At 58.3% G+C, this 23,116-nt stretch carries 23 protein-coding genes and 1 pseudogene; 19 read left to right on the forward strand and 5 right to left on the reverse strand.

What is annotated here, in order from left to right:
- From RCH87_RS02270 to RCH87_RS02280, 3 genes and pseudogenes are all read left to right on the forward strand, one after another.
- A pseudogene (locus tag RCH87_RS02270) lies at nt 1-329 on the forward strand (heat-inducible transcriptional repressor HrcA); the annotation flags it as partial.
- Nucleotides 330-462: 133 nt separating this feature from the next.
- The gene (gene dnaJ, locus RCH87_RS02275) at nt 463-1,608 is read left to right on the forward strand and encodes a molecular chaperone DnaJ (protein WP_306515134.1); all 1,146 of its coding nucleotides are present in this window, start codon (nt 463-465) and stop codon (nt 1,606-1,608) included.
- 17 nt (nt 1,609-1,625) lie between these two features.
- Nucleotides 1,626-2,378 carry a 16S rRNA (uracil(1498)-N(3))-methyltransferase gene (locus RCH87_RS02280; protein WP_306515135.1) on the forward strand — a complete coding sequence of 251 codons (753 nt, stop codon included), beginning with the start codon at nt 1,626-1,628 and terminating at the stop codon, nt 2,376-2,378.
- 98 nt (nt 2,379-2,476) lie between these two features.
- Here the strand turns inward: RCH87_RS02280 and RCH87_RS02285 are convergent, their stop codons facing one another.
- Nucleotides 2,477-4,093 carry a cytochrome c biogenesis protein CcdA gene (locus RCH87_RS02285; protein ID WP_306515136.1) on the reverse strand — a complete coding sequence of 539 codons (1,617 nt, stop codon included), beginning with the start codon at nt 4,091-4,093 and terminating at the stop codon, nt 2,477-2,479.
- Between the two features lie 266 nt (nt 4,094-4,359).
- On the opposite strand from RCH87_RS02285, the gene RCH87_RS02290 reads away from it, so the two are divergent.
- Genes RCH87_RS02290 through RCH87_RS02335 form a run of 10 tightly spaced genes read left to right on the forward strand, consistent with a single transcriptional unit; the run spans nt 4,360 to nt 12,161 of the window.
- On the forward strand, nt 4,360-4,674 hold the full coding sequence (locus RCH87_RS02290) for a hypothetical protein (protein WP_306515137.1): 315 nt from the start codon (nt 4,360-4,362) through the stop codon (nt 4,672-4,674).
- 11 nt (nt 4,675-4,685) lie between these two features.
- Nucleotides 4,686-5,267: a sigma-70 family RNA polymerase sigma factor gene (locus tag RCH87_RS02295; protein WP_306515138.1), complete on the forward strand. Its 582-nt coding sequence runs from the start codon at nt 4,686-4,688 to the stop codon at nt 5,265-5,267.
- A complete protein-coding gene (locus RCH87_RS02300; RefSeq protein ID WP_306515139.1) occupies nt 5,260-6,021 on the forward strand; it encodes an anti-sigma factor in 762 nt (253 codons plus the stop codon). The genes RCH87_RS02295 and RCH87_RS02300 overlap by 8 nt, the downstream gene beginning before the upstream one ends.
- Nucleotides 6,022-6,081: 60 nt before the next feature.
- Nucleotides 6,082-7,104 carry a PhoH family protein gene (locus tag RCH87_RS02305; protein WP_306515140.1) on the forward strand — a complete coding sequence of 341 codons (1,023 nt, stop codon included), beginning with the start codon at nt 6,082-6,084 and terminating at the stop codon, nt 7,102-7,104.
- Between the two features lie 17 nt (nt 7,105-7,121).
- On the forward strand, nt 7,122-7,778 hold the full coding sequence (gene ybeY, locus RCH87_RS02310) for an rRNA maturation RNase YbeY (protein WP_306515141.1): 657 nt from the start codon (nt 7,122-7,124) through the stop codon (nt 7,776-7,778).
- A gap of 6 nt (nt 7,779-7,784) precedes the next feature.
- Nucleotides 7,785-8,657 (forward strand): pyridoxal kinase PdxY, encoded by an 873-nt coding sequence (gene pdxY / locus RCH87_RS02315; RefSeq protein WP_373690897.1) that lies wholly within the window; start codon nt 7,785-7,787, stop codon nt 8,655-8,657.
- A gap of 3 nt (nt 8,658-8,660) precedes the next feature.
- Complete coding sequence (gene era, locus RCH87_RS02320; RefSeq protein WP_306515142.1) at nt 8,661-9,587, forward strand: GTPase Era; 927 nt, start codon at nt 8,661-8,663, stop codon at nt 9,585-9,587.
- A gap of 14 nt (nt 9,588-9,601) precedes the next feature.
- Entirely contained in the window at nt 9,602-10,342 is a 741-nt protein-coding gene (gene recO, locus RCH87_RS02325; RefSeq protein ID WP_306515143.1) for a DNA repair protein RecO, read from the forward strand.
- Between the two features lie 11 nt (nt 10,343-10,353).
- Entirely contained in the window at nt 10,354-11,091 is a 738-nt protein-coding gene (locus RCH87_RS02330; RefSeq protein ID WP_306515144.1) for an isoprenyl transferase, read from the forward strand.
- Nucleotides 11,088-12,161, forward strand: a complete 1,074-nt coding sequence (locus RCH87_RS02335) for a VIT1/CCC1 transporter family protein (RefSeq protein ID WP_306515145.1) — start codon at nt 11,088-11,090, stop codon at nt 12,159-12,161. Before RCH87_RS02330 ends, RCH87_RS02335 begins: the two co-directional genes overlap by 4 nt.
- 57 nt (nt 12,162-12,218) lie before the next feature.
- Here RCH87_RS02335 and RCH87_RS02340 read toward each other — a convergent pair whose 3' ends face one another.
- Nucleotides 12,219-12,641 carry a Fur family transcriptional regulator gene (locus RCH87_RS02340; RefSeq protein WP_306515146.1) on the reverse strand — a complete coding sequence of 141 codons (423 nt, stop codon included), beginning with the start codon at nt 12,639-12,641 and terminating at the stop codon, nt 12,219-12,221.
- Nucleotides 12,642-12,654: 13 nt separating this feature from the next.
- Complete coding sequence (locus tag RCH87_RS02345; protein ID WP_306515147.1) at nt 12,655-12,942, reverse strand: metalloregulator ArsR/SmtB family transcription factor; 288 nt, start codon at nt 12,940-12,942, stop codon at nt 12,655-12,657.
- Between the two features lie 310 nt (nt 12,943-13,252).
- Between RCH87_RS02345 and RCH87_RS02350 the strand changes: the two genes are divergently transcribed.
- Nucleotides 13,253-14,632, forward strand: coding sequence for a glycine--tRNA ligase (locus RCH87_RS02350; protein ID WP_306515148.1), 1,380 nt, complete (start codon nt 13,253-13,255; stop codon nt 14,630-14,632).
- 90 nt (nt 14,633-14,722) lie between these two features.
- The gene (locus RCH87_RS02355) at nt 14,723-15,244 is read left to right on the forward strand and encodes a hypothetical protein (RefSeq protein WP_306515149.1); all 522 of its coding nucleotides are present in this window, start codon (nt 14,723-14,725) and stop codon (nt 15,242-15,244) included.
- Nucleotides 15,245-15,258: 14 nt separating this feature from the next.
- Here RCH87_RS02355 and RCH87_RS02360 read toward each other — a convergent pair whose 3' ends face one another.
- On the reverse strand, nt 15,259-17,499 hold the full coding sequence (locus RCH87_RS02360; protein ID WP_306515150.1) for a TPM domain-containing protein: 2,241 nt from the start codon (nt 17,497-17,499) through the stop codon (nt 15,259-15,261).
- Nucleotides 17,500-17,543: 44 nt separating this feature from the next.
- Here RCH87_RS02360 and RCH87_RS02365 point away from each other — a divergent pair, with 44 nt between their 5' ends.
- The 3 genes from RCH87_RS02365 to dnaG all read left to right on the forward strand — a co-directional run bounded on the left by RCH87_RS02365 (nt 17,544) and on the right by dnaG (nt 21,651).
- A complete protein-coding gene (locus RCH87_RS02365) occupies nt 17,544-18,293 on the forward strand; it encodes a YdcF family protein (RefSeq protein ID WP_306515151.1) in 750 nt (249 codons plus the stop codon).
- Between the two features lie 11 nt (nt 18,294-18,304).
- Nucleotides 18,305-19,660: a deoxyguanosinetriphosphate triphosphohydrolase gene (locus tag RCH87_RS02370; protein ID WP_306515152.1), complete on the forward strand. Its 1,356-nt coding sequence runs from the start codon at nt 18,305-18,307 to the stop codon at nt 19,658-19,660.
- Nucleotides 19,661-19,746: 86 nt separating this feature from the next.
- Entirely contained in the window at nt 19,747-21,651 is a 1,905-nt protein-coding gene (gene dnaG, locus RCH87_RS02375; RefSeq protein ID WP_306515153.1) for a DNA primase, read from the forward strand.
- Between the two features lie 12 nt (nt 21,652-21,663).
- Here dnaG and RCH87_RS02380 read toward each other — a convergent pair whose 3' ends face one another.
- Nucleotides 21,664-21,954 (reverse strand): hypothetical protein, encoded by a 291-nt coding sequence (locus tag RCH87_RS02380; RefSeq protein WP_306515154.1) that lies wholly within the window; start codon nt 21,952-21,954, stop codon nt 21,664-21,666.
- A gap of 423 nt (nt 21,955-22,377) precedes the next feature.
- Here RCH87_RS02380 and RCH87_RS02385 point away from each other — a divergent pair, with 423 nt between their 5' ends.
- Entirely contained in the window at nt 22,378-22,869 is a 492-nt protein-coding gene (locus RCH87_RS02385) for a hypothetical protein (RefSeq protein WP_306515155.1), read from the forward strand.
- Nucleotides 22,870-23,116 lie beyond the last annotated feature (247 nt).

Here is a 23,116-nt window from a genome sequence, read left to right on the forward strand (position 1 = left end):
TGGCGGGTGCATCGAACCTGACTCGTGGTGTCCGGGATTTCCCGCAAGGGCTGCCGCAGATTATCGATGCGCTGGAAGAACAAGTCGTGATGTTTAAGCTCTTAGCGAACGTCCCTGAGCTGGGCAACGTCGATGTGCTGATCGGCCAAGAAAACGAAGACGAAGAACTACAGCACGCGTCGATCGTTACCGCAGGTTATGGCAATGAATCCGCCACGCTAGGAGGCCTCGGTGTGGTCGGTCCGACATTTATGGACTATTCGGGAACAATTTCGTCGGTACGCGCTGTTGCACGGTATGTCAGTCAGATTCTGGCAGGCACGAATTAGCCTGTATTCTGGTAGATCGACTAATGCATAAAACTGCATATCCTGCAGCAAACAGATCTGGCTTGGAACTGAAGCAGTTCTAATACAGCACTGACAATAGCTAAACCAACTGACCTAAGGAATCGATACAACAGTGGCTCGTGACTATTACGGAATTTTGGGAGTATCCAAAGACGCCAGCGAGGCGGAGATTAAAAAGGCGTACCGCAAACTCGCCCGTAAATATCACCCGGATGTGAACCCATCCGACGAGGCCGCGTCGAAGTTCTCGGAAGCGACCGACGCCCACGACGTCTTGATGGATCCACAAAAACGCAAAATCGTCGACATGGGTGGTGACCCGATGGAGCAAGGCGGCGGCGCTGGTGGCGGAGCCGGCTTCGGTGGTGCCGGGGGATTCGGCGATATCTTTGAAGCCTTCTTCGGCGGCGGTGCCGGGGGCGGTTCGCGTGGCCCGCGTTCGCGCGTACAGCCGGGCAACGATGCCCTGCTGCGCACCTCGATCACCTTGAACCAGGCGTACACCGGCATGAAGAAGCAAGTCACCGTCGATACCGCGGTGCTGTGTAACCGTTGTACCGGCTCGGGTTCTGCTGACGGCGAAAAGCCGGTGACCTGTGAGGTCTGCAACGGTGCTGGTGAAATCCAGGAGATGCAGCGCAGCTTCTTGGGCAACGTGATGACCTCACGCGCCTGCCACAACTGCCAGGGATTCGGTGAAGTGATCAAGGATCCGTGCAACCACTGCGGTGGCGATGGTCGCGTGAAGAAGCGCCGTGACCTGACCATCAACATCCCGAAGGGCATTGACGACGGTATGCGCATCCGCATGGCTGGCCAGGGAGAAGTCGGCCACGGCGGTGGCGCAGCCGGTGACTTGTACGTCGAAGTGCGCGTGAAAAAGCACGATATCTTCACCCGCGACGCCGATACGCTGCATCTTTCCATCACCGTGCCGATGGTTGACGCCGCACTGGGCACCACCTGCAGCGTGGAAGGCCTGGACGGCGAGGACATCGAATTTGAAATCGCCGCTGGCACCCAGCCGGGTGGCCAGATCGTCAAAGATGGCAAAGGTATGCCACGCGTGCGTACCGATGGTCAGGGCAAGATGATTGCCCATGTCGACGTTGCCGTGCCGACGGATCTCGATAAGAAGACCCGCCAGTTGCTGGAGGAAGTTCGCGACAAGCGCGAGGAATCCTCCCGTGTGAACTCCGAGTCCGACGGCAACTCCGATGGTCTGTTTAGCCGTCTGCGCGGACGCTTCGGCTTCTAGCGCACGAGGTTGTCGCAATGTCACTCCCGGTATTTTTTGCCTCCGCGCCGCTGCCCGCACGCGGCGAGCACACCACTTTGGATGGGGCAGAAGCACGCCATGCGGTGACCGTGAAGCGGATCGCGGCAGGTGAGCACATTCAGCTTATCGACGGCGCGGGTCGCTGGGCAGAAATTGCCGTGACTGAAACCAGCGGCAAAGACCACTTGGCTGGTGAAGCCGTCGCGGTCGGCGAATGCGACCGCCCCGAACCGTACGTTGTCGTCGTGCAGGCTTTGCCGAAAGCAGAACGCAGCGAGCTAGCCGTGGACTTGGCGACGCAAGCCGGGGCCGACGAGATCATCCCGTGGCAAGCCGCCCGCTGTATTGCGAAATGGCAGGGCGCCAAACGCAGCAAAGGCGTGCAGAAATGGCAGTCCGCGGCGGCTGCGGCGGCGAAACAATCGCGCCGGGTGACGGTACCGGAAGTCCGGGAGCCGGTGAGCACCGCGCAGCTGGCGCAGCTGATTGATGGACATACCGCCGTCGTGTTGCACGAAGAAGCAAGTCAGCCGCTAGCCCAGCTGGCTCCAGAGCTTTCCGGGACAGTGTTTCTTATCGTCGGGCCAGAAGGCGGCATCGGCGATGAAGAAGTAGCACTACTGCGCAGCGCCGGTGCGCAGCCAGTGGTTCTGGGGCCACAGGTGTTGCGCACGGCTTCTGCGGCGATGGTGGCGTTGTCCGTCATCGGTGCAGCCACCAGTCGCTGGTGCTCATGTTCGTCATCATAACCCATACGCTTATGAATTCTTATGAACTTTATGAAGTTTATGAATTTATGCGCTGAAGTGGGGAAACGCTGACGAACATGTGTTCGTGTGTCGCTAAACTACCCAAATGTAAACGAATACAAGCTCAAACCGGGTGAGACTTCGATGTCCAAGATTCCGGCTTGCGCGTCCTCGGTATCGAGCAAGTCGACGGTGCCGTCGGCTGCCACCGGGAACTGCTTACCATCGGCGGTGATCGTGCCGTTGCCAGATACCACTACCTGCACGCGTGATGCGCGGTAGTTCAGCCGGATCTTTGCGTTGTCACCAGCGGTGATGTTTTCTTGCTCGATCGTCCAATCGCCTTCCAGCGTGTACTGGCCGATCTCTGGTTCTGGCCCAGACAAGGTGCCGGATTTATATGCGGGGTTGGCGTAGTAGCGTGCGCGTTGGCTGCCCAAATAGGTCTCTGGGTTACGCTGCTGGGTGGTGACGTCGTCAGCATCTTCCAACGGTGCAGGAAGCTCGACGGATGGGTCGCGTTTTTGTAGCAACTCGCGCACTAGCTGCTCGGTGCGGGCGTAGGCGCCTTCGCCTTCGTGGATCTCGCGGACGGTGCCGTCGGCGTCGACAAGATAATGCGCAGGCCAATAGTGGTTGTTGAAGGCCTTCCACGTCGCAAAGGAATTATCTTGGGCGACGGGGTAGTTGATGTTTTGCTCGGCAACCGCTTGGCGCACGTTTTCAGTTTCGCGTTCGAAGGCATATTCCGGTGCGTGGACGCCGATGACGGTCAGACCGTAATCACGGTAGTGATCATAAAGCTTGGTGATGTGCGCATTCGCGCGCTGGCAGTTGATGCAGGCATAAGCCCAGAAATCGATCAGCGTGACATCACCGGAGGTGCGCGGGTCGATCGGTGCGTCCGTGTTCATCCAATTTTCCAGACCCACCAATTCCGGCACCGTGCCACAGCTGCCCAACTCGCCGATGCCACGGCAATCTTCAAGCGAGTCAGAGCCGCCGTCGTTGTGAGCCAGCTGCGCGGTGACGGATTTTTCTGCATCGCCGGTCCAGTTGGGTAGTTTCTGCTGGATCCAGGCAGGTGCGCCCAACGCTAGGGCCCCGGCCATCGCGATGACTACCACACCAGCCGTAGCACGGAAAGCCTTTTGATGGGACTGGAAGAAGTCGACGCGCTTGCCGACCTGCTGGCCACCGAGTGCAAAAGCCAACAGCGGAATAGCAACGCCGATGGCGAAAGAAACACACAAGACAGCGATACGGGCATCAATTTCCCCGGTGGCACCCGCGACGGTGATGGCGGCAAGGACAGGTCCGGCACACGGCACGAACACCACGCCCATCGCCAGACCAACCGCAAAACCACCCTTATCGCGGGCTTTTGCCTGCAATTTGTGCGCACGTGGCAGGAATTGGAAAGGCCATTCCAGCAGCTCCTGCAACTTTGGGAAGATCATTCCCAGGCCGACGAGTACCAGCAGCGCGATGCCGATCTTCCACAAAATATCGGCGGGCAGACCCAGCGCGTTCAACAGCGTGGTGGCAAAAAGCGTGACGACGGTAAAGCTGGTGACTAAGCCACCGATGACGAGCCACGGCCGCGCTTTGGAGCCTTGGGATACCGCTAATACCAGCGGCAGGATGGGCAAAATGCACGGTGAAATGCCCGTGATGAGGCCACCGATGAAACCGATGGCGATTGTGCTGAGCATAGTTGTGTGACCTTTCTTGAATTTCCGCAGCGACGGCGCGCAGATCGCGGCGCGCTGTTTTGTTAGTCATGTGCTTTTTCGGAACCAACCGTGGTGCTGGATTGGTTGAGGCGCTGAAAATTTGCTGAAGGTTTGGAAATTTTTTAAATTTTCCAATCCGGTTTCGTGATGGCTCCGCAGTAGTACATGAAGGCAGTTGACCCACAACAATGTAGGGCTGGCTTCGCACAGTGATTCCTAACCGCTATCTCGAAGGAGAAAACCCCGTGTCTGCACACATTTCTATGAAGAAGTTCTTTGTTGCCGCCGCTGCTGTTGCCATCAGTTCGGTTGGTTTGGCTGCTTGCAGCAACGATGATTCTGCGGAGACGCCGAGCACTACCTCGGAAACTTCGACGCAGATGAGCAGCGAGAAGATGACGAGTGAAAAGATGTCTGACTCCGACAAGATGGAGAAGAACGACAAGATGGAGAAGAACGACAAAATGGAGAAGAACGACAAAATGGAGAAGAACGACAAGATGGAGCACGACGACAAGATGGAGAAAGACGAAATGGAAGGCGACAAGATGAACAAGTAGTATCTGAAGCTGTGTCTAGTTGCAGCCCCGAAGAACATGCTCGTCTCGACGCGCTCGTCGAAGGCGTCGCTCGCGGGGATCAGCGCGCCTTTTCACAGCTTTATGATGCTCTCTCGCCGTTGGCATTTGGTGTGATCATCCAGGTTTTGGGCAATAATTCCTTAGCCGAGGAAGTCTTGCAGGAAGTTTTCGTGGAAGTCTGGAATAAGGCGGATAACTTCGATTCGGACCGCGGCCATGCCCGCACCTGGGTTGGCCGGATCGCTCATTCACGCGCGATCGACAAGTTGCGTGCATACCATGCAAGTGTGCGTCGTGATGATCAAGATTTTGCACTCGACGAACGCATCCGCGGCGTTGATGTGGAAGGTGAAGCGTTGTCGAACGTGGAGGCCTCGCGGTTGCGTGCCGCCGTTGACACGATTGGCGAGCCGCACCGAACTGCCGTGTTGTTGACCTTTTTCAACGGGCTCAGCCATGCGGAATTGGCAGAATCAACTGATGTTCCATTAGGGACCGCGAAAACGCGGGTGCGTGATGGAGTACGAAAACTAGCAGCCGTCTGGGGAAGGGGTGAGTCGCACCATGAGTAATACAGAACAATTCGATGACGAGACATTCGACTCCTTCCTCGATTCCGTTCCGGAGCACACTCCGCCGCGCCATGTGAAAGACAAGGTGCTGGCAGAGATTTCCGGTGCGAAGATTTCCGGTGCGAATGTTTCTGGGGCAGAGATAACCGGTGAAAAAGCTACTGAAACCAGCTCTCGAGAAATGAGCGCCGGAGAAGTAGGTAACGTCGTTCCTCTGCGAGCGCGTACTGGTAAGTCGCGTAAGCCGATGTGGGCATTTGGTGCTGCCGCTGCTGCGGCGTTGTTGGTGGGAATCACGGTGATCACACCTGTGGTGAACAGTGATTCCGATTCCGCTGATGATGGTACCGTCGTCGCCGAAGAAAGTGTGCAGGACAAACCCGCAGGCAGTGTACAGGAAGCGGCTGATGGTCACGAGCAGATGCATGAGATCATGTCGGCAAATGACATGGTTCGCGGCACGACTTCTGCGGAAGGCGCGCGACTCGAAATCGTCTCCTCAACGGAGATGGGCAAAGCCGGCGCTATGGTCGATGGCCAGCCGGAGCTTGCCGACGGCATGGGCGCGCAGGTGTGGTCCGTCGACAAGAATGGTGTGGTGCGCTCGGCAGGCGTGATCGGGCAAGACCCGCACGACGGTGTGTGGATGCCATTTGATGCGGCAACCAGCAAGGTCATGGTCACCGAAGAGCCTGCCGACGGTAGTGAGTTGCCGAGTGGTCGTATGCTCGCCGAAGTTGTGCTCGAGGCCTGAATCTTGGTTGTCGGGCGCAGAACTTCGTTGGTTATCAGTTTCAGTTGGTAGGCTGGCTGCGTGCACATTCAAACCCGGAAAATTGACCTGGATCCCGCCCACGCACGCACAGTGTTGGGCACCACCGATGAAAATCTTCGCGTGTTAGACAATCACTTGGACGCGGATATTTTTGCCCGCGGAACCATGGTGAAAATTACCGGCCCAGATTATGAGGTCGCACGAGCAGTCAAAGCCTTTGGTGAACTCGAAGCCATGGCGCGGCGCGGGCATACCGTCAGCCCGGACGGCGTCAAGCACGTGTTGTCGCTGTTGAGCGAGGATTCTCCCATTGCTGTGGCGCAAGCGCTGGGCGGCAGTATCGTCTCGCGGCGCGGGAAAAAGATTCGTGCGAAAACCGTCGGGCAGGCAGAATACGTCGACGCCATTGATGAAAACACTATTGTCTTTGGCTTGGGTCCGGCGGGTACTGGCAAGACGTACCTGGCAGTCGCGAAGGCCGTGCAAGCTTTGCAGAACAAGCAGGTGCAGCGCATTATCTTGACGCGTCCTGCCGTCGAGGCCGGCGAGAAGCTGGGCTTTTTGCCAGGCACGCTGAACGACAAGATCGATCCGTACTTGCGTCCGTTGCATGATGCGCTGCGCGACATGTTGGATCCAGAAGCCATTCCACGGCTGATGGAAGCCGGCATCATTGAGGTTGCCCCGCTGGCATATATGCGTGGGCGCACGCTCAACGACGCATTTGTGATTCTCGATGAGGCACAAAACACCACCGCGGCGCAGATGAAAATGTTCTTGACGCGCCTGGGCTTCGGTACCACGTTTGTGGTCACCGGTGATGAATCGCAGGTGGATCTTCCGCGTGGGCAAAACTCTGGGCTGAAGACGGTGCGTCGCATTCTCGACGGTGTGGAAGGCATTCACTTCGCTGAGATGGGCGCTGGTGATGTGGTTCGTCATGCGCTGGTCGGCCGCATCGTTGACGCCTATGACTACTACGAGCACGAGCATCAAGAAACCCGCCAACAAAACAGCCAGCACAGGCGTGAGCAAAACCACCATCAGCAATCCGGACACTAACGAGACAGGAACCGCTCATGAGCATTGAATTTTTTAATGAATCTGGTTTCGACGGCATTAACGAAGAAATGCTGCTCGATGTCGCGGCGTTCACTCTGGCGGCCATGGACTTAAGCCCAGAGGCGGAAGCCACGATCACCTGCGTCGACGAGGACACCATTGCCGAATTGCATATGCACTGGATGAATCTGCCGGGCCCGACGGATGTCATGAGCTTTCCCATCGACGAGCTCACCCCGGGGTTCCACACCACCCGCCCGGATGCAGAGCTGGCTGGCCCGGCGATGCTTGGCGATATTGTGCTCTGCCCAGAATTCGCGCAAAAACAAGCCGATGCCGGAGGGCACAGCTTGGCACATGAGTTGGCTTTGTTGACGACGCATTCGTGTTTGCATTTGTTGGGGTATGATCACGGGACCCCGGTAGAAGAAAAAGAGATGTTCGCACTACAAAACGAGATTCTCGCGGACTGGTACGACGACATCCAGCGCCGCGGCATGAACTTCCCGCCGAAGCCAACCGGCCCACAGGCCTTCCCGTCGGCAGCCGATCGTGCTGATTTGGATGAGCAACTAGCAGGTGGGCAGCTTGCCGACGGCGAGATCCCGGCGATTGGCGAGCCACAGCACAACGATGGCGAATCCACTACTGACGAGTCCCAGGTTAAGAGGTAAGAACCCATGAATATGAACACCGTATTGTCCATCCAGTCACACGTGAGCTTTGGGCACGTTGGAAACTCCGCTGCTGTATTCCCGCTGCAGCGCGCGGGCTATGAGGTGTGGCCGGTGCACACCGTGAACTTCTCCAACCACACCGGTTACGGCGACTGGGGTGGTCCGTTGCTCCCAGCAGACCAGGTAGGCGATGTTATTAATGGCTTGGAGCGACGCGAAGCATTCGAGAAGATCGACGTGATTTTGTCCGGTTACCAGGGCAGCCCGGAGATCGCCGATGTCATTATCGATGCTGTTGAGCGGATCAAAAAGGCTAACCCGGATGCGCTGTATGCGTGTGATCCGGTAATGGGTAACGCAAAATCGGGGTGCTTTGTCGACGATTCCATTCCACCGCTGCTGCGCGATAAGGTCGTGCCGGTTGCCGATATCGTCACCCCGAACCAATTCGAGCTCGGTTACCTGACGAACAAACCCGTTGAGACTTTCGAGCAGGTGCTCGAAGCCGTGCGCGCCCTACAGGCGATGGGCCCACGCGTGGTGCTGGTGACCTCGCTGGTACGCCCGGGCAACGACGACGATGTCATCGAGATGCTGGCTGCCGACGGCGACGAAGTCTTCCTGGTGCAAACCCCGTACCTGGATTTCAAGCGCAATGGTTCGGGTGATGTGACTGCTGCGCTGTTCAGCGGCCACTATTCCTACCATGGTGAGGTATCCAAGGCGCTGGAGGCTACGGCGGCTTCGGTTTACGAGCTGCTGGAGACTACCTACAAGCGTGGTTCCTCTGAGCTTGATTTGATTGCGGCACAGGATTGCTTCGTGGATCCGAAGCGACACTTCGATGCCAGCGCTGTTACTGCAGGTGAGAACTAAACCATGAGCATCGACAATTATCTTGACGTTCCTGAAGGCTTCCGCTCTGGTTTCGTGAGCTTTGTGGGCCGGCCCAATACCGGCAAATCTACGCTGACCAACGCCCTGGTGGGGCAGAAAATCGCGATCACGGCGGACCAGCCAGAAACCACCCGCCACGCCATTCGTGGCTTGATTCACCGCGAGGATGCGCAGATCGTCGTCGTCGACACGCCAGGTCTGCACCGTCCGCGCACTCTCCTCGGCGAGCGACTCAATGAGCTGGTCAAAGACAATTATTCGGACGTCGACGTGATCGGTTTTACCGTTCCTGCCGATGAGAAGATCGGCCCGGGCGATCGCTGGATCTTGGATAATATTCGCAACGTGGCGCCGAATGTACCAATCATTGGAATCGTCACGAAGTTGGATAAGGTTGGCCGCGATGCCGTCGGCAAGCAACTGCTCGCGTTGCATGAGCTACTCGGTGGCGATTGCGAAGTCGTGCCGGTTTCTGCGACTGAGTACACGCAGATCGACGTGCTGACCGATGTGATCGTGCAAAAACTTCCGGAAGGCCACAAGTTTTACCCGGATGATCACGTCACGGACGACGATAATTTCACCCGGATTAGCGAATTGATTCGCGAGGCCGCGCTGTCTGGTCTGCGCGATGAGCTGCCGCACTCGGTGGCGGTGGAAATTGATGAGATTCTTCCCGACGATGATCGCCCAGGTGTCAGCAATATTCATGCTGTGCTTTATGTTGAGCGGCCAGGGCAAAAGAAGATCATCGAAGGCAAAGATGGGCGCCGGTTTGGTCGCATCGTGCACACTGCACGCAAGCAGATCATTGAGCTACTGGGGCACAACGTCTTTTTGGACCTGCGCATTAAGGTGCTGAAAAACTGGCAGTCGGATCCGAAGTCGCTGGGACGGCTCGGGTTCTAGCAGGGGATACAGCAGTGGCGCGTTCGAAGCCTTATCGCGAAAACGCCGTCGTTGTGCGCACTTATGATTTCGGCGAGGCTGACCGCATTATTGTCTTGCTGACTCAACAGCACGGGGTGGTGCGTGCAGTGGCCAAAGGGGTACGCCGCGCGAAGTCACGTTTTGGCTCGCGGCTTGCACCATTTGTGCACCTGAACGTGCAGCTTTATCCGGGACGTAACCTTGATACCATCACTGGCGCCGATACGGTCGCGTTCTTCGCCACCGGAATCATTGATGATTACGAGCGCTATACCGCCGGCTGTGCGATGCTGGAAGCTGCCGAGCGCCTGGCACAGCCGGATGATGAATCACTGTTCCGCGCTCTGATCGAGGCGCTTGGGGTGCTTGCCGACGCCGAAGACCCGGTGGCAGTGCTCGATTCTTTTTTATTGCAGGCTATGGAAGTTGCCGGTTGGGCGCCGGTGCTGTTTGCGTGCGCGCAGTGTTCGCGCCCCGGCCCGCACCACGCGTTTCACCCCGGCGTGGGTGGTGCGTGTTGTCACCAGTGTCGCCCGAGCGGTTCGGCGGATATCGCAGAAGAAGTGTTGCATTATATGTGGCTTTTGGCTGGTCGCTACTGGGACAAAGCCTCGGCTATCACAGCAGCTCACCCGGAGTATTCTGCCGCCGCTCACCGTCTGGTGCGCGCTCATTTGCAATGGCACATGGAACACAACGTTAAAGCACTGAGCATCATGGAGCAGTCGCTGTAAACTATCCAGCGATGAGTATTTTCAGCACGGACCACCAGATCCCGCAGCAGTTCATCCCACGCCACATTGCCCTGGTCATGGACGGAAACGGCCGTTGGGCACAAGAGCGCGGTATGGAGCGCACCGAAGGCCACAAGCGCGGCGAGGCCGTGTTGATGGATGCCGTAGATGCCTGCCTGGAGCTCGGGGTGGAGTATTTGTCGGCGTATGCGTTTTCGACGGAAAATTGGCGTCGTTCTGCCAGCGAAGTGCGTTTTCTCATGGGCTTTAACCGCGATGTTTTGCGCAGGCAGCGGGATATTTTGCATGAGAAGGGCGTGCGTGTGGTTTGGGCGGGTCGCCGCCCGCGGTTGTGGCGCAGCGTGATTAAAGAGTTGCGTGAAGCCGAGGAGCTGACAAAGAACAACACGCGGATGACGCTGGTTATGTGCGTGAATTATGGGGGCCGTGCCGAGCTTGCCGACGCCATGCAGCTCATCGGACGAGATATCGAATCGGGCAAACTGCGTGCGGGGGATATCAACGAAAAAACTATCGGACGTTATTTGTATGATCCGACGATGCCTGATGTGGATTTATTTTTGCGTCCGTCGGGCGAAAAGCGCACCTCGAATTTTCTGTTGTGGCAATCGGCCTATGCAGAGATGGTGTATCAGGATAAGCTGTTTCCTGATTTCACCCCGCAGGATCTCTACGACGCGGTGGCGGAATACGCCCGGCGAGATCGTCGCTTCGGAGGTACCAAGTGAGCCAGCAGCCATCGGAGCAGCAGCTAGAGCGGTGGCGGCGCTACCTCGCTAATGAACGCTCGGAAGCTGCGGTGTACAAGACTTTGGCTGCCCGGCAGAAAAACCCCGAAGACCGGGAAATTCTGACCAAGATTGCTGAGGCTGAGTCGCGCCACCAACAGTATTGGCGCGATAAGTTGGGTGATCAGTTAGGGCGCCCGCGTAAGGCTGATTTCAGCACCCGGCTTTTGGGTTTTTTGGCGAAGATTTTTGGTTCCGTGTTCACGTTGGCGCTGATGCAGTCAGCGGAATCGCGCAGCCCTTATCTTGTCGACGAGGATGCTTCCGATCAATTGGCGATGGATGAACAAGTCCATGCCGAGGTGGTGCGCGGGCTCGCTACGCGATCGCGCGAGCGTATGTCGGGCACGTTCCGCGCTGCGGTTTTCGGTGTCAACGACGGTTTGGTTTCGAACTTGGCGCTGGTTCTTGGTGTCTTGGGCTCTGGGGTCGGGCCTTCGGTGGTGTTGATCACCGGTGTTTCTGGTTTATTGGCCGGTGCTTTATCTATGGGCGCCGGTGAATTTATTTCTGTGAAATCGCAGAATGAGTTGTTGGGGGCTTCGCAACCACAAACCTCGTCGTCGCGGATGGCTGCGAATGTGGATGTGGAGGCTAATGAATTAGCGCTGGTCTTTCGCGCTCGTGGCATGTCGGAAGACGATGCGCAGCGCAAGGCAGACCAATTATTTGCGCAAATTTCCCAGGGCACTGAAGATACTGAGGATGAAGAAGTCGGCCAGGTGCATTCCACGGGTGAAGCCTGGGCTGCTGCAGTCTCAAGTTTCTTATTTTTCGCCGGCGGTGCATTGCTGCCGATCTTGCCGTTTATTTTCGGTGCCTCGACCACTACTGGTGCGGTCGTCGCGGTGATATTGGTTTCCCTGGCTTTGTTGATCACCGGGGGAGTGACCGGGATTTTGTCGGGTAAACCGCCGCTGTGGCGAGCCGCACGCCAATTGTTGATCGGGCTCGGAGCGGCTGGGGCGACGTATGCGCTGGGATTGGTTTTCGGCGGGGTAATTTCTTAAGTCCAGGGACTCAGCAGTCCAGGGACTCAGCGAGCACAAAGACTCAGCGCGTGCTCGCTAATCCGACTTTTGGCAGTCCGCGCACACACCGAATACCTCGGCATCATGGCCGGTGAGTTGGAAACCATAAGCTGCCACCACTTCGCGCGCCCAATCCTCGACCGGGCCGCCGTCGATTTCTTCGGTGCGGCCACAGTTGGTGCACACAAGGTGGTGGTGATGGTGGTGGTTGTCGCAGCTGCGATATAGGGTTTCGCCGGAAGGCATGTGCAGTACGTCGACCGCTTCGATTTCGGCGAGTGACTGCAGCGTGCGGTAGACCGTCGTCAAGCCGACCTGGTTGTCGCGGTGCACCAATTCGTGATGAATGGCTTTGGCAGAGGCGAAATTATCCAGGTCACGCAGCACCTGAATGACGGCGGTGCGCTGGCGCGTGTTGCGGGCGCCGAGCTTGGGAATGGCGGACTGTACGGAAGACATTCTTCCAGTCTATTTAAGGAGCGATGCTGGCCGCAATGGCTGCGATGTTGAGAGCCTCGCGGCGAGTGAGTTGGTAGGTTACTTCGCGCCCGCACGAATGAGACGAGACCAAGCCGGATTGCTTGAGGATGCGCAGGTGCTGGCTCACCAGCGGTTGGGAGCGGCCCAATTCGCTGACAAGTTCGTAGACGCAGCAGTCGCGCTGGCTCAGGCAGTGCAGGATTTGCAGGCGTAGGGGAGAGTTGAGCGCGCGGATGATCGTCGCTGCTGCGGTGGTATTCGCGATAACGTCGGTGGGCATCACGAGTCCTTCCTGGTGAGTGGTATATCCACAGCGGATTTTCTGCTACGGATAGCGCTCCCGAATTATTGGGAGCAATCTTCAATAAGTGCAATCTTAAACGTTTTCAGGCGCCTGAACAAAATGCGAGGAAGTGTTGCCTTATGCTTACTCCATGTTTGCCTAGGAACCTACCCCCATCCGGGTTCGGGCTTGGGTTACCTAACTCTAGAAGGGTCGCGTTGACGCGGTAGGATAGCCTGCGACGACCCGTATCATTCGGGTGCGGACGACAACCGACTTATCCCCTACCAGAGGAGTCCTTTTTACAATGGCGAATGTCATCGACACCGTCGTAAACCTATGTAAGCGCCGTGGCTTGGTCTACCAGGCTGGTGAGATTTATGGCGGCTCGCGTTCAGCATGGGATTACGGCCCGCTGGGTGTTGAGCTGAAAGAAAACATCAAACGCCAGTGGTGGCGCCACATGGTGCAATCCCGCGATGACGTCGTCGGTATTGATTCTTCCATCATCCTGCCGCGTCAGACCTGGGTCTCGTCCGGCCACGTGGAAGTTTTCACCGACCCGTTGGTGGAATCCCTCTATACCCACAAGCGATACCGCGCTGACCACCTGCTGGAAGCCTACGAAGAAAAGCACGGCCACCCGCCAGAAAACGGCTTGGCCGATATCAATGACCCAGAGACCGGGCAGCCAGGTAACTGGACCGAGCCACGTGCATTTTCTGGTCTGCTGAAGACCTTCCTGGGCCCAGTCGACGACGAAGAAGGCCTGCACTACCTGCGCCCGGAGACCGCGCAGGGTATCTTCGTGAACTTCAAGAACGTGTTGACTTCCTCGCGCATGAAGCCACCGTTCGGCATCGCGAACATCGGTAAGTCCTTCCGCAACGAGATCACCCCAGGCAACTTCATCTTCCGTACCCGTGAGTTCGAGCAGATGGAGATGGAATTCTTCGTTGAGCCGGGTACCGACGAAGAATGGCACCAGTACTGGATCGATGACCGCCACCAGTGGTACATCGACCTGGGAATCAAGCCAGAAAACCTGCGCCTGTATGAGCACCCACCAGAGTCGCTGTCGCACTATTCCAAGCGCACCGTCGACGTGGAATACGCTTTCGGTTTCCAGGGTTCGAAGTGGGGAGAGCTGGAAGGTGTTGCCAACCGTACTGACTACGACCTGCGCGTGCACCAAGAAGGCTCCGGCGAAGACATGTCGTATTACGACCAGTCGAAAGAAGAGCGCTGGATCCCGTACGTCATCGAACCGGCTGCCGGCCTGGGCCGTTCCATGATGGCATTCCTTGTCGACGCCTACCACGAGGAAGAAGCACCGAACGCCAAGGGCGGCACCGACAAGCGCGTCGTGCTGCGCCTGGATCGTCGTCTGGCACCGGTCAAGGTTGCGGTTCTTCCGTTGTCGAAGAAGGAAGAACTCACCGGCCCGGCCAAGGAGCTGTCACAGAAGTTGCGCCAGCACTGGAACGTCGACTTCGACACTTCCGGCGCCATTGGCCGCCGTTACCGTCGCCACGATGAAATCGGTACGCCGTTCTGCGTGACCTATGACTTCGATTCCTTGGAAGACGGCGCCGTGACCGTGCGTGAGCGCGACACGATGGAACAAGAACGCGTGGCCATCGAGGATCTGGAATCCTACTTGGCTGCACGCCTGCTCGGCTGCTAAAAGCCGGGTTGCTAAAGCTGCGTGGCTGCAAGCTACAAATCTGCAAGCTGCCAAGCTGTCAGTTAGGCGCTACAACAGAAAGGCACGCACATGCGTCATACCAGTTGGGACCGTAATGACCGCAATACCCCGGTATTGCTGGAAGAAGACGGGCCGCAGCGCCTGGCGGTATTCAGCGACGATGCGGCCGAGTTCGACGGCTCTCGCTGGCAGCTGCAGGTAGAGCAATCCCGCGGGATCAAAGCCGTCGACGCAGAATCCGGCGAGTCCCGTCTGACTATCGACGGCAACTTAGCGCGCGCCAAGCGTTTGCTGGCGCGTGCTGGCGAACGCGAGTTTAGCTTTGTTAATGAATCCGGCAAGAATTGGATCATTGACGACGAAAACGGCAACAAAGTCGCACAATTCACCGGTTCCAACCGTGGTGTGCGCCGTGCCGTTTTAGAATTTGATGCTGAAGCCGATGCGAAACCACTGCAGCGTGATGAAATCATCGCGCTGAGTTTTGCTGCTCGCATGATTCTAGAATCACGACTGTCGTCGTCGGCAGTCGGTATTATCGCCACGCTGTTGCTGTGCACAGTCGTGGCGATCTTGGCGTTTCTGTTCTAGCTGTGGTTTAGCGTTTAGAACGACCCTCCGGAGTGGCCGCCGCCGAAGCCACCACCACCTCCACCGAAGCTTCCGCCGCCACCGAAACCGCCGCCGAAGCCACTGCTGCCTCCGGAACCACCCAGGATCGAGCCCAGCACCATTCCAGTCAACAAAGATCCGGTGGAGCTGCGCCCGCGCCGGTAACCACGGCCACCGCCTGGGCCACCGAAACCACCACCGTGCGAATTCATCGAACGTTGGTGGTCTTTCACGTCATCTTCGGCGCGCTTAATCGCAGCCTGGGCAGCCTGTCCGGCACCACGGGCTGCTTCGATTGCTAGGCGCGCATCGGTATCACGCAACTGCATGGCCTCGGCGTGCATGCGTTGGGCGTCGGCAAGCGCGGTACGAGCCCCGGATTTCACTATGCGGCCGCGGGAAGAAATCAGGTCCTCGGCCGCACGGATCCGCGAGTTGGCAGACTGCAGCTGTTGCTGCAGAAGCTGCAGCGTGCGCTGGTGATCGGCGGATTTTTCGCGCACGCGATCCAGCTTGTCATCGAGTTCAGTATCGGCATCCAGCAGCTGGTTGTAGCTGCCCAGCGGGTCGGTGTCTTTGTTCTCCTTGGCCTGGGCTAAAGCTTGCCGCGCGTTGTCGACGATGGTATCGAGCGCATCCCAATCGGCCGGGGTACCGTCCTGCGAGCCCCGTTGTTTCAGCTGCTTGGCCTCGTCGATTTCTTCTTCAACCTCAGTGATCAAATCGTTGATGCTCGATTTCGCGGTCGCGATATCAGAGCGGGCATTTTCCACACCATCGAGCAGCCGGGTGGTGACTTCCAAGGCGTGTTCTGCCTCGCGGATGGTTTCCACCAATCCCTGCTGTTGGCCGGCAGGCTTATCGTGCAGCTGGTTGGCGTGCCCGAGCAGATCCTCGGCTTCTTCCAAAGACACCTCGGCCATCTCTGGGTTATCGGCTATCGAGTGCAGCACCTCGGCCGAATAGCTTTCCCGCAGTGATTCCATGGTGGATTGGGCACGCTGCAACTGCGCACGTGCTGCGACGCTGCGCTGGGTGAGCTCGGAGATTTTCGTGCCAGCTTGACCAAGCAAGTTGCGCATTTCGGCGAATTTCTCGGCTTGCGAATCCAACTCGCGATCGGCCTTCCCGCAGTCGGAGATGATCTCGACTAAGCGGGCGCGACGCTGATCTTCAGGCAGTGTGTTGTGCGAATCCAGCTCGTTCTTCGAGCGGAAGGCGCGCTGCATGACGGATTTCGAGTTATTCATCGCGCGAGTGAATTGACGTGCGCGGTCGGCGCCGAACTCCGCGATTGCTAGGTCGAGTTCTTCTTTGGCGCGGCGGATGGATTCATCGGTCGAGGTAATTTCTTCATCGGCGCGTTCTTCCAGCGTGGCCACCGGCAAGCGCAGCAGCGAGCTGGTGTCATCCGGCGAGATCTGCCGGGCGTCGGCAAGCAATTTCGTGGAATCCTGCTTGGTCTTGCGACGGTTGTAGTACCAGATACCACCGCCACCAGCGACGACGGCGAGACCGCCAGCAGCAAGCCAGCCTGCGCCACCAGAATCGCCACCGCTGCCGCTACTCGTGCCACCGCTGCTCGTGTCACCGCCACCAGCAGAACCCGTTCGCACCGCTTGCGCAGCGGCCAATCCCGCGGCTGCGAAATCGTCGTTAATCAATTCGTCGTAAGCCGCAGCGGATGCAGCATCGAGTTTGTCCTGGCTCCAAGTTCCACCAGGGGAGGCATAAACGTCATATTGCTGATCTTCCACGGCGATAGCGAGCACACCGACGTTGCTGCCTTGCCCGCCACCGTTAGCCGCGGCGGTGGTTTCTGCGAACTCTTGCGAGCTCATCGAACCGAAGGTGTCGGTGTAGACGATGTAGAACTGGATGCGGTCGGATTGCTGCAGTGCTTGCAGTTCATCGGTGATGGCTTGTTTTTGTTCGTCGTCAAGGATGCCGACGCCATCGACCAGCTGGGAATCCAAGCGCCCGGCATCAATGGCTTGGGCGAGCGTGACAGCTGATGCCGTGGTGGCCTCGACCGCGTTGGTGCTGGCCTCGGCTGCGTCGACCTCGGCCGCGTTGGCTGGTCCAGCACCGAGCGCACCGAAGGCCGCCACCCAGCCGGTAGCAGCGGTGACGGCCGCGATCCCGGCTGCGGTGCGGAAACCTTGCGGGCTTCCAGAACCAAGCAGCCGACGTCGGAAAACTGTTGGGGTTGCTGAAACTGAATTCTGCCGCATGGCGACGATAATACCCGCGTTGCCCATAAGGCAGACTAGAAAGCGTGAAATTGCGAAACCTCCGTGCCACCTTGACCACCACCGCCTTCGTCAGCACATTCGCCGCTGCTATCGCAGCCCCACTGCTGATCACCGGTGTACAGGCAACCCGCGTTCTGGTCATCGCTCGCCGACGCATCTATCTGCCGGAATACGAGCCCGAAGCCATCGCCGTGTTGGGCACTGCGCAATATAACGGCACGCCGTCGCGGCAATTCGCCGCCCGTCTTGAGCAGGCGAAATTCGCCTCCCGCATCTTCCCGGATGCCCAAGTGTTGTGCCTCGGTGGTGCGTTGCCTGGCGACGACGACACCGAAGGCGCGGTAGGCGCGAGGTATCTGCAAGCACGGGGGATCGCCGCGGCAGAAGCCGTCGGCGCAGGCTCTGACACCTCTGCTAGCCTCGCTGCGACGCTGAGCCGCTACCCGAACCTCGCGGGCTGCGATGTCATGCTGATCACCGACCCGAACCACAGCCTGCGCGCGGAAAAAATCGCCCGTCGCTATGGGGTGATTCCGCAGGCCTTTCCCACGCCGCATTCCCCGAGCCGGTACCCAAGCCGAGCGTGGTGGAAATCCTTGGCCCATGAGATCGGTGGCCTGTGCGTTGCCGACGTGTATGTGCTGGCGGGTGCGTCGCATGCGGTTAGGCTGGAAAGCATCTTGCGCCGAGTGCAATCCGCGGTGTGGCCGTCGCGCCGAGCACGGCACGAGGAATTGCGTCGGCAATACGAGCAGGCACAACAGCCGGAATAGGGGAGCACGCAGTGAGCACAGGCCGTTTTCACTATCGCGAAGCCGATATGCAACGCCGCTACGCCGAGGCACCGAAACAAAGCAGCTTGGCGACGCCCGCCGGCTCCGGCACAAGTGCCAGCAGCACACCAAAATTCACTGAACAGCGTGATGAATTCTCTCGCGATCGTGCTCGCGCACTGCACTCGGCGGCGCTGCGTCGGCTAGCGGATAAAACTCAGGTCGTCGGGCCCCACGATGGCGATACGCCCCGCACCCGGCTGACACACTCGCTGGAAGTCGCGCAGATTTCGCGTGGCATCGGCGAAGGCCTGGGGCTGAACCCGGATCTCTGCGAGATGGCTGGGCTGATTCACGATATCGGCCACCCGCCATATGGCCACAACGGCGAAACGGCCCTGGACCAGCTGGCCACCGAATGCGGTGGCTTCGAGGGCAATGCGCAAACCTTGCGCATCCTCACGCTGCTGGAACCGAAAATTCTTGACGACGACGGCGCCAGCCGCGGGCTGAACCTGACACGTGCCGCCCTGGATGCAGCGTGCAAATACCCGCGGACGAAAACGAATGCGGATGGCACCACGAACAAAAAATACGGCTGCTATGACGAGCAAGCCGATGTGCTGGACTGGATACGTGCCTACGATCCGGCAAATAATCACCGCAGCGGTCTCGCGCGGCCGACGATGGAAGCCCAAGCCATGGACTGGTCGGACGATATCGCTTATTCCGTGCACGACGTCGAAGACGGGGTGGTGGCAGGCCGGGTGAATCTCGCGGTGCTGTGGGATCTGGTTGAGCTGGCCGCGTTGGCAGAAAAGGGCGCGAAGGCCTTCGGTGGTGACGCCGAGGAGCTTCTCGACGCTGCCGGCTCACTGCGAGAGCTGCCGGTCATCAATGCCGCTGTGGATTTTGCGCCCAGCTTGGACGGATACGTCAAACTGAAAACAATGACCTCAGAGCTGGTGGGGCGCTACGTCGGAGCAACGATCGCGGCAAGCCGGGAACACAATGAAGCCCTCGTCGACAAGCAACAATTGGGGCGCTACAACGGCACTCTGATTGTGCCCCGCCAAGCTGAGGCTGAGGTCAAGCTGCTGAAAACCCTGGCGGTGCTGTACGTGATGGATGAGCCTTCGCATCTGGCGCGGCAAGATCGGCAGCGCGAGCGCATCTTTGGTGTTTACGACTATCTCGTGGCGGGCGCGCCGGGTTCGCTCGACCCGATGTTCGCGCTGTGGTGGAAACAGGCGGAAACGGCAGCCGGGCGCCAGCGGGTGGTCATCGATCAGATTGCTTCGATGACGGAATCGCGCTTGGAGCGGCTAGCGCAGCAGGCAGCGCAGTTGTCGGGCTTTTTGCACTAGCTCAGCTACGCAGGGGGGGCGAGTTCAGCGATGCAGGGGACTAGCTCAGCTACGCTGTGGCGCCGGGAAAAGGTAGTCTTTGGGGCATGGCTCAAGGACGGATCCCCGATAGTGATATTCAGGCAATCCGTGAGCGCGCCGCGATTGATGAGATCGTCGGCGAGTACGTCCAACTGAAAAACGCCGGGCATGATTCGCTCAAAGGGCTCTCGCCGTTCAAGGACGAGAAGACTCCGTCGTTCCATGTGCGTCCGCAGCGTGGCTACTACCACTGCTTTTCGTCGGGCAAAGGCGGTGATGTTTTCAGTTTCCTGATGGAGATGGAGCAGCTGAGTTTCCCGGAGGCCGTGGAGGCGGTCGCGGAAAAAATTGGCTATCACATCACCTACCAGGGCGGCACGACGGGCGGGCGTCGCGAAAAACCCTGGACCCGGCAGCGGCTGATCCAGGCGAACCGCGCAGCACACGAGTTTTATCGTGAGCAATTAGAAACCGAACAGGCGCGCACGGGCCGCGAGTTTCTGCTGGAACGCGGGTTTTCGCGCGAGCAGATCTACGAATTCGAAATCGGTTATGCACCGGCCGGCTGGGACACGCTGACGAAGCACCTGCTGCGCAAAGGATTTGAGTTCGACGAGCTAGACAAAGCTGGGCTGTCGAAGATGGGCAAGCGCGGCCCGATCGATCGTTTTCACCGTCGGCTGTTGTGGCCGATCAAAGATATCGCCGGCAACGTGATTGGTTTTGGTGCCCGCAAGCTTTTCGACGACGACAAGCTGGGCAAATACATGAACACCCCGGATACCATGCTGTATCACAAGTCGAAAGTTCTGTTTGGGCTGGACATGGCGAAAAAGCATATTGCTTCCGGCCACCAAGCGGTGATCGTGGAAGGCTACACCGACGTCATGGCGATGCACGCGGCCGGGGTAAAAACTGCCATCGCCGCTTGTGGTACTGCGTTCGGCCAGGAGCACCTGCAGGTGATTCGTCGACTGATGCTGGATGATAGCTATTTCACCGGCGAGTTGATTTATACCTTCGACGGTGACGAGGCCGGGCAGAAGGCTGCGATGCGCGCGTTTTCGGGTGAGCAGAAGTTTTCTGGGCAGTCTTTCGTCGCAGTCGCCCCACCTGGGATGGATCCGTGTGACCTGCGCTTAGAGCGTGGCGACGCAGCCGTGCGTGATCTGGTCGCCGACCGCATCCCCATGTTTGAGTTCGTGATCCAGTCGATTCTGGCGACCCAGAAGCTTGATTCCGTCGAAGGTCGCCTGCAAGCTTTACGACGCACCGTGCCGGTGGTGGCGGGGATTCGCGATAAACCATTGCAAACGGAATACGCGCGTCGATTGTCGGGCTGGGTTGGCTGGGAAAGCCCCGATGAAGTCTTATCCCAGGTCCGCAAAGAAGCGCAGAAAGCGCCGAACCCGCAAGACTCTGTCAAGCGTGCACGTCGCTTTGATGGTGAGAGCCCAGCCGGTGCACGGCAGGACAGCCCAGGCATCGTGGCGCCGAATCCGCGGGATACCTACTTGTGGCCGCAGCGGGAATCTCTCAAGTTGGCGCTGCAGTACCCCCAAGAAGTCGGCGAGTATTTCGACGGCTTGGGTGAGGATGTATTCACCAACGACGCCTACCGCGCGGTGCGGGCTGCGATTTATCAGGCTGGGGGAGTCGCCAACGCCCGCGATGGCGTCGACTGGATTGCGGCCGTGGCCGAGCACATGGCTGACTTGGTGGGGCGTTCACTGGTGTCTGAGCTGGCGGTAGAAGAAATTCGTTTCGCCAGCGCCGGGATCGAGGCTTACGGTGATATGGTGCTTTCCCGGTTACAGGAAGCCCGGGTGGGGGATCAGATTGCGCAGCTCAAGGCGCAATTGCAGCGCATGCGACCAAGTGATGATGAGCAAACCTACCATTCGCTGTTTGCTGATTTGGTGGCTCTCGAGCAGGCGCGCCGGGAATTGATTGCGCGGGCGTTTCGCTAGTTAGCTACCGCGCTAGTCTTCGTCGTGTTCGTAGATGCGGTCGGTGCTGCGATCTGTTTCTACGTCGCTGCCGTCGACCTGGTTCGGGTGCTTTTTGCGAGCGCTCAGGTCTTTGACCTCACGCATGCGAGGGTCTGGATCAAGCCGGTCGGCGATTGCCTTGCGTGCAGAGCGCGTCATTGATTTGGTGACCTGAGAGTTGATGGCCTTTTCGTAGGCATCTTTGATTTGGTGGTACCGCTTTCGGCCCGCCTTCGTGCCGAAGACGTATCCCGCGGTGGCACCGACGACGAACTGAATCATGGTGAAACGTTTCCCTTTTCTTTGCAGTTGCGCACCCTGTGGTGCAGTGGGTGCTATGAGCTGTGCCCTAGCCTACCTGTCTCAGCCTAGCTGTCTTGGATGAGTTTTTGGTTGAGTTTTCTTGGCCTACCTGTTTCGGTGGCTCTAGCTGTCTTGGCCTATTTATTTCGGGGTTTTCTAGCTAGCGCGGCCCTAAAATCCCGGTTTTCAAGGTATTGGCTATCTTGTTAAGGCAAGCGTAACCACGGTCACCACGCAGCATGCTGTGATATATGCCCCACAATTTGGGGTTTAGACACATAGTTCACGTGTCAATGTATGTATACTCACTTATCGTGTCGAGCTGGAGTTCTCAGAGGCTAGACACCGCCTCCCCAGTAAACGCTGGGAAAACTCACAAGACTCACAAGAAGGGTTGAAGACATGAAATCGAATACTTTCCGCCGCGTTTCCATCGCAGCAGCCACCGCCGCTCTGGGCCTGACTCTCGCCGCCTGCAGCAATGGCGGCAATGGTGCCCCAGTGACCGTCACTGAAACCGCAGCACCAGCACAACAGAATAACCAGAACAACCAGGGCAGCGGACAGGCTACTGTCACCGTAACTGAAGGTGCTGGCGCTAACGCTGGTAACAATGCTGGTGCTGGTGCTGGTGCTGGTTCCGGTGCTGGCCAGGCAGGTGGCAACGCTGCTACCAACGACCTGCCTACCGATATCACCGGCTACACCGGTGAAGCAGAGCGCGACCTGACCGAAGAGCGTCTGACTAAGGACGAAGTAGCTCAGGTTCTGCAGCGTGCCCACAATGGTGAAGGCAAGGTCAAGTGGGACAACGACGGCTACTGGGAAGTTGAAGTTGGTGGCATCGACATCGACATCGACCAGAACGGTCTGGTTCTTAACGTTGACCGCTAAATAGGTCGCCTCCGCTTCTGCATAGCTTTGTGACTATGCAGGGCACTGAATAATTGGTTCTTTTGGGAACCCAGCGAAACCGTCCGATACGCGCGTAGCGTACCGGGCGGTTTTCTTATGTCGCGGTGGGGATTGAGGCACCCTGTCGTACGGGGAACGTGCGGCCGATGATGGTGCCGTACGGGGAACGTGCCGCCGGGAATGGTGGCTTTGGCGTTGATGGTGTCGATTATGGTCCCTTTTGCAG

It is taken from the genome of Corynebacterium sp., from assembly GCF_030826625.1.
Lineage (GTDB): Bacteria > Actinomycetota > Actinomycetes > Mycobacteriales > Mycobacteriaceae > Corynebacterium.

What these genes read in the sequence shown, in the direction of transcription:
- RCH87_RS02280 (WP_306515135.1), top strand. Translation starts at nt 1,626, where the DNA reads ATGTCACTCCCGGTATTTTTTGCCTCCGCGCCGCTGCCCGCACGCGGC.
- RCH87_RS02285 (WP_306515136.1), bottom strand. Translation starts at nt 4,093, where the DNA reads ATGCTCAGCACAATCGCCATCGGTTTCATCGGTGGCCTCATCACGGGC.
- RCH87_RS02300 (WP_306515139.1), top strand. Translation starts at nt 5,260, where the DNA reads ATGAGTAATACAGAACAATTCGATGACGAGACATTCGACTCCTTCCTC.
- ybeY (WP_306515141.1), top strand. Translation starts at nt 7,122, where the DNA reads ATGAGCATTGAATTTTTTAATGAATCTGGTTTCGACGGCATTAACGAA.
- pdxY (WP_373690897.1), top strand. Translation starts at nt 7,785, where the DNA reads ATGAATATGAACACCGTATTGTCCATCCAGTCACACGTGAGCTTTGGG.
- era (WP_306515142.1), top strand. Translation starts at nt 8,661, where the DNA reads ATGAGCATCGACAATTATCTTGACGTTCCTGAAGGCTTCCGCTCTGGT.
- RCH87_RS02330 (WP_306515144.1), top strand. Translation starts at nt 10,354, where the DNA reads ATGAGTATTTTCAGCACGGACCACCAGATCCCGCAGCAGTTCATCCCA.
- RCH87_RS02340 (WP_306515146.1), bottom strand. Translation starts at nt 12,641, where the DNA reads ATGTCTTCCGTACAGTCCGCCATTCCCAAGCTCGGCGCCCGCAACACG.
- RCH87_RS02345 (WP_306515147.1), bottom strand. Translation starts at nt 12,942, where the DNA reads ATGCCCACCGACGTTATCGCGAATACCACCGCAGCAGCGACGATCATC.
- RCH87_RS02350 (WP_306515148.1), top strand. Translation starts at nt 13,253, where the DNA reads ATGGCGAATGTCATCGACACCGTCGTAAACCTATGTAAGCGCCGTGGC.
- RCH87_RS02355 (WP_306515149.1), top strand. Translation starts at nt 14,723, where the DNA reads ATGCGTCATACCAGTTGGGACCGTAATGACCGCAATACCCCGGTATTG.
- RCH87_RS02360 (WP_306515150.1), bottom strand. Translation starts at nt 17,499, where the DNA reads ATGCGGCAGAATTCAGTTTCAGCAACCCCAACAGTTTTCCGACGTCGG.
- dnaG (WP_306515153.1), top strand. Translation starts at nt 19,747, where the DNA reads ATGGCTCAAGGACGGATCCCCGATAGTGATATTCAGGCAATCCGTGAG.
- RCH87_RS02380 (WP_306515154.1), bottom strand. Translation starts at nt 21,954, where the DNA reads ATGATTCAGTTCGTCGTCGGTGCCACCGCGGGATACGTCTTCGGCACG.
- RCH87_RS02385 (WP_306515155.1), top strand. Translation starts at nt 22,378, where the DNA reads ATGAAATCGAATACTTTCCGCCGCGTTTCCATCGCAGCAGCCACCGCC.